Source organism: Rhodococcus qingshengii JCM 15477 (assembly GCF_023221595.1).
Lineage (GTDB): Bacteria > Actinomycetota > Actinomycetes > Mycobacteriales > Mycobacteriaceae > Rhodococcus_F > Rhodococcus_F qingshengii.
Map to the genome: position 1 here is coordinate 5,180,788 of NZ_CP096563.1, position 12,371 is coordinate 5,193,158.

Consider the following 12,371-nt stretch of genomic DNA (forward strand, 5'->3'; position numbering starts at 1 on the left):
CACGCAGATCGGCCACCGGTATTCCGGTGGCCGATTCGCTTGGGTCAACTGACTCCGGACGGAGTGGGAACGCTGTCCTCACCCAACCGCGGCGGGGCCGACCGATAGGTTGCCGGCGTACCGCTCATCCGAATCGGATTGGCTACCTGCCGAGTCGGTGCATCGCGACGCGGATCGTCGATGGACACCACCGGATCGAGATTCAGCCGTTCCGCCAGCGCTATCGCGTCGGCGATGTCGTTGAGAGGCCCACACGGAACACCTCGCTCGGTCAGTGCCTCGAACCACGAGTCCGCAGAGCACTTGGCCAATGCAGCAGTGACGGCGTCGAACAGTTCTTCTCGATGCGCAACCCTGTCGCTGTTGGACGCGAAACGCGCATCAGCGGCAAGTTCGGAAACTCCGAGAACCTCTGTCAACGAACTGAATTGCCGATCATTGCCGACCGCGAGGACCAGCGGACGGTCCGCGGTGTCGAATACCTCGTATGGTGCGATGCTCGGATGCCGGTTGCCCATTGCCTGCGGCACCACGCCCGCGGCCACGTAGCCGGACGACTGGTTGGCCAGTGCGGACAGCAACGAGGACAACAGATTGACCTCGACGTGCTGCCCTTCGCCTGTGCGATCGCGATGGCGCAGCGCTGCAAGGATTCCCACGCTGGCATGCAGGCCGGTGATGACGTCGACCACCGCGACACCGACCTTGGTGGGAGTCTTGGGATCGGGTCCGGTGATACTCATCAATCCGCCGACCGCCTGAATCAACAGGTCGTATCCCGGCAGAGAGTTGTTGCCACCGAAGCCGCTGATCGAGCAGTAGACCGCACGCGGATTCATTTCTCGGACAGCGTCGTAGCCCAGCCCCAGACGGTCCATCGTTCCCGGCAGGAAGTTCTGCACCACGACGTCCGCATTGCGAACCAGCTCGCGTGCACTCTCCAGATCCTCGCGCTCGCGCAGGTCCAGAGTGACCGACTTCTTGTTACGGTTCACCGACAGAAAGTAGCTCGACTCGTCCCCCACCCACGGTGGGCCCCAGCTGCGAGTGTCGTCCCCGACACCCGGCCGCTCGATCTTGACGACCTCGGCACCCAGGTCGGCGAGAATCATCGTGGCGTACGGACCGGCGAGGACGCGGCCGAAATCAGCGATCACCAACCCGTCGAGCGCTCCGACAGCGTCTGCCGTCACCGGAAAGCTTCTTCACCGGTGAGAGCGCGGCCGATCACGAGCTGGTGAACCTCGGACGTGCCCTCGTAGGTGAGAACGGATTCGAGGTTGTTGGCGTGCCGGATCACGGGGTACTCGAGCGTGATGCCGTTGGCGCCCAGAATGGTTCGGCATTCACGGGCGATCTTGATGGCCTCGCGGACATTGTTGAGCTTGCCGGTGCTGACCTGCTCGGGGCGAACCGTCCCGGCGTCCTTGAGGCGCCCGAGGTGGATGGCGAGCAACTGCCCCTTGCCCAATTCGACTGCCATGTCGGCGATCTTGGCCTGGGTGATCTGATACGCGGCGAGCGACTTGTCGAAGACCTTGCGATCACGTGCATATGAGATCGCAGTCTCGAGGCAGTCACGTGCTGCACCCATTGCCCCGAAGATGATGCCGAAGCGTGCCTCGTTGAGGCAGCCGAGCGGGCCGGACAGTCCGCGAGCCTTGGGCAGCATCGCCGAGGCAGGCAGACGCACGTCCTCGAGCACCAGTTCCGAGGTGACCGACGCCCGGAGCGACATCTTGTTCTTGATCTCGGGGGCGGAGAATCCCGGAGTGTCGGTGGGAACGACAAATCCGCGCACGCCGTCGTCGGTTCGAGCCCAGACCACGGCGACGTCCGCGATGGAGCCGTTGGTGATCCACATCTTGGTGCCGTTGAGGATCCAGTCGTCGCCGTCGCGCTTGGCGTTGGTTCGCATACCGCCGGGGTTGGATCCGAAATCGGGTTCCGTGAGACCGAAGCAGCCGATGGCTTCACCCGCCGCCATTCGCGGGAGCCATTCTTCCTTCTGCTCTTCACTTCCGTTGTGGTGGATCGCGAACATGGCGAGCGAGCCCTGGACCGAGACGAGGCTGCGAATGCCCGAATCGACAGCTTCGAGTTCCTGGCAGGCCAACCCGTACGCCGTGGCGCTCATCCCGGCACAGCCGTAGCCCTCGAGGTGCATGCCCAGTACGCCGAGCGCGCCCAGTTCCTTGGCCAGCTCACGAGCCGGCAGTGCTGCCGCTTCGAACCATTCACCTACGTGCGGGCGAATGCGATCGTCGACCATCTTGCGGACCGTGTCGCGGATCGCGATCTCCTCGGCGTCCAGCAGGGTGTCGATGGCAAAAAGCTCGGACAGGGACTGCGGCGTGGTCACGGGGCCTCCAGTGTTCTCGGGCGCAATCCTTTGCGAGAACGATTGCGCAATCGTTTGCATCGCCTAGAATAGAGCCCGGTTGCGCACCCGTCAATCCCCGAACTGCCGACCGACACCGAACCAACTCAGAACCGACGCAGACCAGGAGCCACGACGCAGATGACGCCCGATCCGTCGAACCGCAGCAACGGCCGTCCGCCGACGCTGCGCGAAATCGCCGACCAGGCCGGGGTCCACATCTCGACGGCGTCGCGGGTCCTCCGTCAGCCCGAGCCCGCCGACGGTTGGTCCGACTCCGCACTCCGAGTTCGTCAGGTTGCCGAGGAACTCGGTTACCAACCGAACCTGTGGGCGGCCAGCCTGCGTACCCGCAAGACCACCACTATCGGCGTCGTGATGCCGAGACTGACAGACGTTGTAGTGGCCACCATGTTCCAAGGCATCGAGGAAGCCGCCACCGCAGCCGGGTACTCCGTCTTGCTCTCCAGCCCGCCCGACGATCTGGAAGCGCAACGCAAAGCGGTCGAGTTCCTGGTGAGCCGACAGGTCGACGGTCTCATGCTGAGCAGCATCCACCTGCCGGGTACCGATTTCGTCGACTCGCTCCCCCTGCGCTCACTGCCGATCCTGCTGCTGAACCGGCACATCGACTCGGCGACGTCATCCGTCAACCGAAGCCTTCCCTTTGTCAGCGGCGACGACCGCCTCGGCGGCTACCTCGCGGGGAAGCATCTACTGGACTGCGGCTATCGCGATCTCGGAGTGATCGCGGGGCCGGATCACGCCAGCACGTCGCGGGAACGCGTCGCGGGTTTCCGCGATGCCCTGGCCGAAGCCGGTCTGGAACTGCCGCCGAACCGAATAGTGGCCTCCGAGTTCGAAGTTCAAGGGGGTGTCGATGCGGCTGCCACACTGCTCAGCGGGAACACGCGCCCTGACGCCGTTTTCACGGTGAGCGACACCATCGCGATCGGCGTACTCGGTGTGGCCCGTGATCTCGGGTTGAGCATTCCCGACGATCTTGCGTTGGTCGGCTACAACGACATTCCGGTTGTCTCCCAACTCCCGGTGCCCCTGACGACGGTCAGGTCCCCCGCCCGAAAGATCGGTGCGACCGGGCTCGAGCACCTACTCGCACTGATCTCCGGCAAGAACGTCGAATCCGTGAAGCTTCCCGTCGAACTGATCGCGCGAGCCTCCACCAGAAAGCCTGCCAGTCACAAACTCTGAGCAGCTACCAGACCTGAGATTCGTCGATGCCCAACTGTCGCGCGTAACCGGAGTTGAGTGCGTCCCAGCCGTACTCGCGCGCCCGTTCACCCACGATCGGCCCGAAGGGCTCGCCTGCCAGAAGGGCATCGAGTACGTCGAAGCACAGATGCCACCCCGCAGCGAGCGCCGACGCCATCCCCTCGGCGCGCGACCTCTGCGTCAGCACGACGCGGGTACCGCCTTCGATCGGGGTCAGGTCCCACACCAATTCGTCCGGGCCCCACTCGTGTTCGAGCCGCCGAGTGGTCTCCACGACGTGAACGGTGACCGGCAGCGACATTTCGGGGGCGCCGTCCTCGGTGAGCATGGTGATCACCGCATCACCGGTACGGCTCAGATTCCGATCGGCGGTGTACGGCGTCCATTGCGCCAACATCTCCGGGTCGGTGATCGCCTCCCACATCTTCTCGACGGAATACGGCAGCACCCGAGGAAAGCTGACGACTGTGTCGTCACCGTCGACGCTCACCGTGACGTCGGACAGGGCACTGGGCTGATACGGCTGGGCACTCATGGTTCGATCTCACCAGGAACCACCGACACGGGCAACCGCCCGCTCGGCGTTCAGAACGCAAACACCGCCGATGCGGCCGCGATTGTCTCCTCCACCACCGGAAATTTCACCACGGACAAGTCGTGTCGAGCTCCTTCGAACTCCACCAGACGCGTCGCGGCGGGAATCAAGGCGAGTGCTGCCCGCATCTCCTCCGTTGTCGCGAACTCGTCCTTCGAACCGTGGACGACAACGGTCGGTGTGTTCAGTTCGGGCAGGTGTTCGGTTCTGAGCTTCTCGGGCTTCTTCGGTGGATGCAGTGGATAGGAGAGAAGGACCAGGCCGTCGACAAGTCCCGGGTTCTCCGCCGCAAGCATCGACGCCTGCCGACCGCCGTACGAATGTCCGCCGAGCAGAACGGGTCCGGGCACCGAGTAGTCCTTGCGAACAGCAGCAATCACCTCGGCAATGCCCGCGCGATCCTCCGCAGCACGCGACGGATGCGGAGGCCCCGAAGCTCGACGCACCCGAAACGCGAGATCGAAGCGCAGAACTTGCACTCCTGCCGCAGCAAAGCCGTCGGCAACAGCACGCAACAGCACGGTGTCGCAGTTACTTCCTGCGCCGTGAGTCAGTGCAAGCGTGGCGACGGGCGACGCGAAGGACACAGAAGCAGGTCGATGAAGGAAACCGTGCACCGCACCTTCGTCGACCGTTTCGACAGTAGTCATGGACGCATCCTTGTCCGACCCGCTCGGGCCTGTTCGACCGCGGCAGTCATGCTGCCCTCGTAAACCGGACCGTGTCCGGGAAACAGCACGCCGGCAGGTGCACCGGCGATATTGTCCAACGCCTGGTCGGTCGCTTCACGGTCATGATTGAAGGGGCACACCAGAAATTGTGGTCCGGCGACACTCGACGTCGCGTGTCCGGTCACCAGAGCGTCACCCGACGCGATCACTCCTGCGTCGGGAACAAGGTAAGCGCTGTGGCCGTCGGTATGCCCATGAGTGGGAATCGGCACGATCCGACCGGGAACGTCCAGCGCACCACCGGACGCAAAGGACTGTGCCCGAGGCAGTTCCGCACCTTTCAACGCGCCGACTCCGATCACGTCGCGAAGCCATTTCGGAGCACCTCGCCGCCACAACAGCAACGGAACTCCGGCCGGCGACAACTGTTGCAGATACTCCCTCTTCGCATGCGGCACTTCCAACGGATCCATCAGGACCGGAACCTCGAGCCGAGTCACGATGTCCGCGATCCCACCGATGTGATCGATGTGCGCGTGAGTGACGAGAATTGCCCGAACATCCCCGAGCTGGTGACCGATCTGTTCGATCGAGCGTTCGACGTCGGTGCCGTTGGCCGGATATCCGCCGTCGATCAAGGTCAGATCGGACCCCTCTTCGACCAGGACCCAATTGACGTGACCGCACCGAACCAGATGTGTGTTCTCGATCTGCGTGATCGACAGTGCCGCAGTAGTCATGCTTGGTAGTCTGCGCCACGTGTCGGAATCCGTGAAGCAGGCCAGCAGCCGCAGCATTCGAGATCGCGCCGAAGCATCCTTGGTGGCAGCCGCATTCGCACTGCCCAGCGCGGTGAAACGTCGAATCACCGGACCACCCGTCGTCATCGAGGGCAACACGCTCGACGCCGACGCACACCTTCTGCTCACGCTCGCGAAGACGCGGCCACTCCCCTCGCATTCAACCGATCCCCAGTCACTCGCCGCTGCTCGCGCCAATCTCACCCGAACCGCGATCATGATGGGCGGCAGGCCCACGCCCGTCCACACCGAGGAGATCTCCGTTTCGGGTGCCGACGGCCCGCTTCGCGCCCGGCTCTACGTCCCGACAGCCGACACCGGCGCTCTGCTCGTCTACTTCCACGGCGGCGGGTGGGTACAGGGCAGCATCGAATCCCACGATGCCCCGTGCCGCCTGTTGGCCGAAACCTCCGGCGCACGGGTCATCTCGGTCGACTACCGGCTCTCACCCGAATTCGCTTTCCCCACACCGGTACACGATGCCTACGCCGCCTACCTCGATATCGTCGACCGCGCCGACGAGTTCTGCGCAGACCCGACGCGCATCGCTGTCGGGGGCGACAGCGCGGGCGGGCATCTTTCCGCAACGGTCGCGCTGCGTGCCCGCGACGACGGCAAGACCCCACCGGCGGCGCAGCTGTTGATCTACCCCGCGACCGACTTTCACGAGAAGGCCCCCTCGCGAACGACGTTCGGTGAAGGTTTCTTCCTGACCGAGGCCAACATGAACTTCTACGAGTCCAGCTTCCTCGGCAGCAATGCCGATCGACTCGATCCGATGGTGTCGCCGCTACGCGCCCCCGACGCGACCGGACTGCCGCCGGCCATCGTGATCACGGCGGGATTCGATCCACTCCGGGACGAAGGCGAAGCCTACGCAGCTCGATTGCGCGACAACGGTGTTCACGTGACCGATCGACGCTATCGCGGGTTCATCCACGGCTTCGTCAACGTTCTGGGACCGAGCGTGGGTTCGCGCACCGCCGTCGCCGAGATCGGCGGAATGCTCCGCGTTCTACTCACCCACCCAGCAAAATCTCCCGCAACGTATCCACCAGCGGATCAACCGGCAGCTCAGGGCTGATCGCACGCTGTAGCCCCAAACCGATTCCGACGCTGAGTATGCGCAGTGCCGCGGCGTTCGGGTCCAGTGCCGGCGTCACGCCGTTGGACTCGGCAAGATGTTGCACCACTCCGGCAATCAATCCGCGCACCTGATCGGCACCCGTCGCGATCTTTTCGCGGATCTCTTCGCTGTGCCGCGATCGCACCGAGAACTCGACTTCGAGCAACGTCCATCTCTTGTCCCCGATGGTTCGCTCGGCCCATCGCGCGAACTCGGCCACCGCGTCGTCGAGCGTCGAATTGGCTCCGAGCTGTGAGGTGATCTCGCCGACCTTGGTCAACCTGATTCGGCCGAGCACCTCGGCGCACAACTCGTCCTTGTTCTTGAAGTTCGAGTACACCGCACCTTTGGAATAACCGGCATCCTCAGCGATCTGATCGAGCGACGCGGCGGCGTACCCGCGATCGAGGAAATGTTCGACGGCCGTCGCCAACAAGGTCTCGCGGGTCATCGCCTGCGCTTCCTGCCTGGTCAATCGCGCCATCGGAACCTCCTCGCGGTTCTGAGTATCGAGATTCCAACGGTAGCCGAATACCGGAAGCGCATCGCAGGCGCACTCCCGAAACCCCAATTTGGGGTACCCACGTTATTCAGATACTGATAGTCTCCGAAATATGACTTCAGAAGTGACCGGCACCACCGCGCCCGGGTCCGGACGACACAGCGCGCCTAGACGGGGATTGGCAATCGGATGCGGCGGCACCCTCGGCTTCGCCTGGACCGTTGCTGCCCTCGCCTCGGTTCGGGACGCCCTCGACTGGGATCCCCGCGAAGCCACCGCCATCATCGGCACGTCCGCCGGAGCCGAGTTCGTGACAATGCTCGGCAGCGGAGTCGGCGTCGACGAGTTGGTAGCCATGCAACTCGGAGAGCCCGCCGCACGTCCCGAACTCCTCGCCCACACAGCATCGGCGCCCGGAAGAATCCCGCCACTTCCGAGTTTGGGGATCGGCAATCCACGACTGGTGACGCGTCGAGATCTTCCCGTTCTGAGCCGGATGAGCGGTATCGCACCGCCTGGTGGCGGCGACCCGTCCTGGCTCACCACGCTCGCCGAATCTCTTGCCCCTGGCGATTCGTGGCTCCCACATCCGTGCGCGTACATGGTATCCATGGACTACAGAACCGGGCGACGGGTCGCGTTCGGGGCACAGGGGGCTCCGAAAGCGACAGTCGGTGAAGCGCTTCGAGCGTCTTGGGCGATTCCCGGCTGGTTCCCACCTGTCACCATCGACGGCGTCAGGTACATCGACGGCGGCGCGGCGTCCACGGCATCGGTAGACCTCCTGCTCCCCCTCGAACTCGACGAGCTGGTTGTACTGGCGCCCATGGCATCTCGAACACTGAAGCCGGCGCGCGGCGCCGCCCGTATCGAACGCGGCGCCCTGCGGAACTCCATGTCCAAGGGCCTCGACCGGGAAATCGAACTGGTGCGCGCTGCGGGAACCAGGGTCTTGCGCATAGACGCCACCGACGACGATCTCGCCGTCATGGGCGCCAACTTCATGGACGGCCGACGGCGGCTCGCCACCTTCGAATCATCCCTACGTACAACACCTGCGAGCGTGAAACGCGAACTCGATGCGCGCCCGTTCCACTCCACCCCGTCCCACCAGTGAAAGCGCAGACTCAGTGAACAACAGAACTGACCACTTCGAGGTCGTGATCATCGGTGGCGGGATCTCCGGGATCGGTGCAGCAATTCACCTGCAGCGCCTCGGGATCGACAATTTTGTCCTGCTCGAGAAAGCGGACTCCCTCGGCGGCACCTGGCGCGCCAACACCTATCCCGGTTGCGCCTGCGACGTCCCGTCCGGCCTGTACTCGTATTCCTTTGCCGCCAATCCGGATTGGACCCGACTGTTCGCGGAGCAGCCGGAGATCCGCGAGTACATCGAGGACACGGCCGTCCGCCACGGGGTCGACAAGCACGTTCGCTTCGGGGTCGAAATGCTCTCCGCACAGTGGGACGCATCGCAATCACTCTGGAAAATCACAACTTCCAGCGGTGAACTCACTGCTCGTTTCGTGATAGCCGCCGCCGGCCCGTGGAACGAACCCTTGACGCCGGCGATCCCCGGGCTGGAAACGTTCGAGGGCGAGGTGTTTCATTCCTCGCAGTGGAATCACGACTACGACTTGATCGGAAAGCGCGTCGCCGTCGTAGGTACCGGCGCTTCCGCAGTCCAATTCGTGCCGCGCATCGTCTCCGACGTGTCCGCCCTTCACCTTTACCAACGCACCGCTCAATGGGTCCTTCCCAAACCCGATCACTACGTACCGCGGATCGAAAGGTCCGTCATGCGATTCGTACCGGGAGCGCACAAGGCTCTACGCAGCATCGAATACGGAATCATGGAAGCGCTTGGATTGGGGTTCCGCAATCCGTGGATCCTGCGTATCGTGCAGAAACTCGGGTCGGCCCAATTGCGCTTGCAGGTGCGCGATCCGAAGCTACGCAAGGCGCTGACTCCCGACTACACCCTCGGTTGCAAGCGACTACTCATGTCGAACTCGTACTACCCGGCCCTCGGCAGACCCAACGTGACCGTCCATGCCAACGCAGTCGAAGAGATCCACGGCAACACCGTGATCGGAGCCGACGGAGTGGAATCGGAAGTGGACGCGATCATCTTCGGAACGGGCTTCCACATCCTCGACATGCCCATTGCATCAAAGGTATTCGACGGAGAAGGTCGATCACTCGACGATCATTGGCAGGGAAGCCCGCGGGCGTACTTCGGTTCCGCCGTCAGCGGATTCCCCAACGCGTTCTTTCTGCTGGGCCCGAGCCTCGGCACCGGACACACGTCGGCCTTCATGATTCTGGAAGCCCAACTGAACTATGTGGCACAGGCGATCGGCCACGCTCGTCGGCACGGCTGGAAAACCATCGACGTGCGCCCGGAAGTACAGGCAGCCTTCAACTCTCAAGTTCAGGAGGCATTGGGTACCACGGTCTACAACGCCGGTGGTTGCGAAAGCTATTTCTTCGACGTCAACGGCCGCAACAGCTTCAACTGGCCGTGGTCGTCAGGAGCCATGCGTCGACGGCTACGGGCCTTCGATCCATACGCCTACAACCACACGCTGTCCGACAACCCTGCGTCAGACGACACCGCCGCTGAGCCCACCACCACCCCCGAACCGGAGTACACCACATGAGCCTTTTCGGCACCACCTACCCGCCGATCGATCTCGACGGAGCAGTCGTCGTCATCTCCGGAGGTGGCCGCGGAATCGGCCGGGCCACAGCGGAGTTGTTCGCAGCTCGCGGCGCACTCGTCTGCGTCGGCGACCTCGACGAGGAGACGGCCGTCGACACCGCCGCATCCATCGGCGCACGGGCCCGCGGGTACGCTCTGGACGTCACCTCACGCGAATCCTGGGATGTGTTCGTCTCCACAGTGATCGGCGGATTCGGTCACATCGACATTCTGGTCAACAATGCGGGCGTGATGCCGCTCGGCAGCTTCCTCGACGAGTCCGACGCCACCAGTCGAGTAACCCTCGACGTCAATGTCTGGGGCCCGATTCACGGGATGCGCACCGTGCTGCCCGGCATGGTGGATCGGCGACGCGGCCACGTCGTCAACATCGCATCCATGGCAGGCAAGCTACCGGTGCCAGGAATGGCCGTGTACAACGCAAGCAAGTTCGGTGCGGTGGGCCTTTCCGCCTCTGCTCGTGTCGAATTCGCAGATTCCGGCGTCAGCGTCAGCGCCATCCTGCCCAGCGCGGTGCGCACCGGGCTCTCCTCCGGTGTGCCACTCGGAAAGGGCATGCCGACGGTTGAACCCGAGGTCGTGGCCAAAGCTGTCGTCGACACGGTCGCGCACCGGCGAGCCGAAACTACTGTTCCGCGTTACCTTGCGGGCTGGGACCTCATCGACGCTGTAGTACCCGAATGGATGATAAACATCGGACGCCGGGTGATCGACGATCGCCGCGCGCTGACATCGGTAGATCCGAACGGGCGTGCGGACTACGAAAAGCGAGTGGCACGTCAGGCCGAAAACGAGGAGCACGATCGGAGATGAAGCGGGTAGTTTCGTGGCCATGTACATCCGCCGCGAAACTTCTTCCGACCGTGACGCAATCTATTCACTGCTCGGGGCGGCGTTTGCCGACCAAGCGCCGCCCGGCGAGTCTCCCTACGAGATCGAACTGACACGTCAGCTCTTCGCCTCGAACGACTACTTACCGAAGTTGTCCCTTGTCGCCGTCGCCGGTGATGAGATCGTTGGTTTCGTAATCGGAACACGCGGATGGGTCGGTCCCGTTGAGGCGGTTGGCCTCGGCCCGTTGGCAGTCACACCGGACAACCAACGCAGCGGCGTCGGTTCGGCGCTGATGCACGCGGTGATCGGTGCGTCCGACGCTCTGGACGTGCCACTGCTCGCCCTCCTGGGCAGCACCGAGTACTACCCGCAGTTCGGGTTCGTCACCAGCACGGACGCCGGGATCGAGTCTCCGGAAGCCGAGTGGGGCGAGCACTTTCAGATCAGGACCCTCACCACGCACCGCCCCGATCAGACGGGGAAGTTTTCATACGCAACGCCTTTCGGGGTCGCTTGACCCTCAGCGCGATGTAAGAGTTCTTTGACATCCAGCGCACGTAGACCTACGCTCAGGCATGTCAAAGAACTCTTACACCTGGGAGGCTTCATGAGCACCACGGCACGGTGGAGCCTGATCATCGGTATCGGCGTCGCAGCAACGCTAGCCTTCAGCTTTTTTGCAGCATTGACCGCCGATGATCGGAAGACGTTGGCCTTCATCGTCTTCGCAATCGTCATGGCACCGGCTTGTATCGGGTCGGCGTGGGCCCTTTTTCCATCGGAGAACGACAAGGCCCCCGCCTACCCCGAGGACACCGTCGAAACAGAATGGAGTCGCAAGGCCGGCTTCGGCGCGTTCACCGACTTGATCACTGCCATGGGGATCGCGCTGATCGCGCACAATGTCTTCGGCGCTCCCGAACTGCCGCTCGTAATGTTTACAGCCCTCGGTCTGGCCGACTTCGGAATCCGGTACTGGGCAGTGTCGAGGGACCGCACCCCACATTCGAGATCTGACGAGATCTGATGCGCAACAACCTTCAAGAACTTCGTACGGCAGCCGGATTGTCACAGCAAGCGTGCGCCGACGCGCTCGGCATCACACGCCAGACCGTCATCTCGATCGAGAAGGGACACTTCGACCCGCGTCTGTCGCTGGCGTTCCGAATCGCCGAATACTTCGACAAACGCGTAGACGACATTTTCTCCAGCTGACGCCGACTCGAACTGACGGAAGATCAGTCGAGCTGCGGTTTCAGTCGAACAGAGTTGGCGATCCGTTTTCGTCGTTCCCGTCTTCGACGGCCGTTGCCTTCTTGCCCGAGCCCTTGCGGACGACGGTCAACGTCGTCGTTCGACGCGACAACCTGTGCCCGTCACTGTGTTCGAGCAGCGCCATCCCCTGGCGAACTTCGACCACCGTCCACGGACCCGCATGGCCGGCTGCCTGCACGAGGTCACCGGACTCCACCTCAGTTGCCATGACCACTCCTTGTTCGTCGTGT

At 63.3% G+C, this 12,371-nt stretch carries 15 protein-coding genes; 8 read left to right on the forward strand and 7 right to left on the reverse strand.

All coding sequences use genetic code 11. The features are described from left to right. Positions 1-44: 44 nt before the first annotated feature. On the reverse strand, positions 45-1,193 hold the full coding sequence (locus M0639_RS23685; RefSeq protein ID WP_064073435.1) for a CaiB/BaiF CoA transferase family protein: 1,149 nt from the start codon (positions 1,191-1,193) through the stop codon (positions 45-47). Continuing rightward, positions 1,190-2,362: an acyl-CoA dehydrogenase family protein gene (locus tag M0639_RS23690; RefSeq protein WP_003939770.1), complete on the reverse strand. Its 1,173-nt coding sequence runs from the start codon at positions 2,360-2,362 to the stop codon at positions 1,190-1,192. The genes M0639_RS23685 and M0639_RS23690 overlap by 4 nt, the downstream gene beginning before the upstream one ends. Positions 2,363-2,521: 159 nt before the next feature. Here M0639_RS23690 and M0639_RS23695 point away from each other — a divergent pair, with 159 nt between their 5' ends. Continuing rightward, on the forward strand, positions 2,522-3,592 hold the full coding sequence (locus M0639_RS23695; protein ID WP_064073436.1) for a LacI family DNA-binding transcriptional regulator: 1,071 nt from the start codon (positions 2,522-2,524) through the stop codon (positions 3,590-3,592). Positions 3,593-3,596: 4 nt separating this feature from the next. Here the strand turns inward: M0639_RS23695 and M0639_RS23700 are convergent, their stop codons facing one another. Genes M0639_RS23700 through M0639_RS23710 form a run of 3 tightly spaced genes read right to left on the reverse strand, consistent with a single transcriptional unit; the run spans position 3,597 to position 5,619 of the window. Further along, entirely contained in the window at positions 3,597-4,148 is a 552-nt protein-coding gene (locus tag M0639_RS23700) for an SRPBCC family protein (RefSeq protein WP_064073437.1), read from the reverse strand. Between the two features lie 50 nt (positions 4,149-4,198). Then, positions 4,199-4,858, reverse strand: coding sequence for an alpha/beta hydrolase family protein (locus M0639_RS23705; protein ID WP_007733800.1), 660 nt, complete (start codon positions 4,856-4,858; stop codon positions 4,199-4,201). Further along, positions 4,855-5,619: an MBL fold metallo-hydrolase gene (locus tag M0639_RS23710; RefSeq protein ID WP_064073438.1), complete on the reverse strand. Its 765-nt coding sequence runs from the start codon at positions 5,617-5,619 to the stop codon at positions 4,855-4,857. The genes M0639_RS23705 and M0639_RS23710 overlap by 4 nt, the downstream gene beginning before the upstream one ends. 19 nt (positions 5,620-5,638) lie before the next feature. Between M0639_RS23710 and M0639_RS23715 the strand changes: the two genes are divergently transcribed. Then, positions 5,639-6,763, forward strand: coding sequence for an alpha/beta hydrolase (locus M0639_RS23715; protein ID WP_228232235.1), 1,125 nt, complete (start codon positions 5,639-5,641; stop codon positions 6,761-6,763). Here the strand turns inward: M0639_RS23715 and M0639_RS23720 are convergent. Further along, the gene (locus M0639_RS23720) at positions 6,699-7,289 is read right to left on the reverse strand and encodes a TetR/AcrR family transcriptional regulator (RefSeq protein ID WP_030535226.1); all 591 of its coding nucleotides are present in this window, start codon (positions 7,287-7,289) and stop codon (positions 6,699-6,701) included. The two genes, M0639_RS23715 and M0639_RS23720, sit on opposite strands and share 65 nt — an antisense overlap. Before the next feature lie 130 nt (positions 7,290-7,419). On the opposite strand from M0639_RS23720, the gene M0639_RS23725 reads away from it, so the two are divergent. The 6 genes from M0639_RS23725 (at position 7,420) to M0639_RS23750 (ending at position 12,081) form a co-directional block, all read left to right on the forward strand. Beyond that, complete coding sequence (locus M0639_RS23725) at positions 7,420-8,424, forward strand: patatin-like phospholipase family protein (protein WP_064073439.1); 1,005 nt, start codon at positions 7,420-7,422, stop codon at positions 8,422-8,424. Between the two features lie 13 nt (positions 8,425-8,437). Continuing rightward, positions 8,438-9,970 carry a flavin-containing monooxygenase gene (locus tag M0639_RS23730; protein WP_064073440.1) on the forward strand — a complete coding sequence of 511 codons (1,533 nt, stop codon included), beginning with the start codon at positions 8,438-8,440 and terminating at the stop codon, positions 9,968-9,970. Then, on the forward strand, positions 9,967-10,845 hold the full coding sequence (locus tag M0639_RS23735; protein WP_064073441.1) for an SDR family oxidoreductase: 879 nt from the start codon (positions 9,967-9,969) through the stop codon (positions 10,843-10,845). The genes M0639_RS23730 and M0639_RS23735 overlap by 4 nt, the downstream gene beginning before the upstream one ends. Before the next feature lie 19 nt (positions 10,846-10,864). Continuing rightward, positions 10,865-11,383: a GNAT family N-acetyltransferase gene (locus M0639_RS23740; protein ID WP_064073442.1), complete on the forward strand. Its 519-nt coding sequence runs from the start codon at positions 10,865-10,867 to the stop codon at positions 11,381-11,383. A gap of 90 nt (positions 11,384-11,473) precedes the next feature. Then, positions 11,474-11,893, forward strand: a complete 420-nt coding sequence (locus tag M0639_RS23745) for a hypothetical protein (protein WP_030535224.1) — start codon at positions 11,474-11,476, stop codon at positions 11,891-11,893. Beyond that, positions 11,893-12,081: a helix-turn-helix transcriptional regulator gene (locus M0639_RS23750; RefSeq protein WP_003940277.1), complete on the forward strand. Its 189-nt coding sequence runs from the start codon at positions 11,893-11,895 to the stop codon at positions 12,079-12,081. The genes M0639_RS23745 and M0639_RS23750 overlap by 1 nt, the downstream gene beginning before the upstream one ends. Before the next feature lie 40 nt (positions 12,082-12,121). On the opposite strand, the gene M0639_RS23755 is transcribed toward M0639_RS23750, so the two are convergent. Then, positions 12,122-12,349, reverse strand: a complete 228-nt coding sequence (locus tag M0639_RS23755) for a hypothetical protein (RefSeq protein ID WP_007733785.1) — start codon at positions 12,347-12,349, stop codon at positions 12,122-12,124. Between the last annotated feature and the right edge of the window lie 22 nt (positions 12,350-12,371).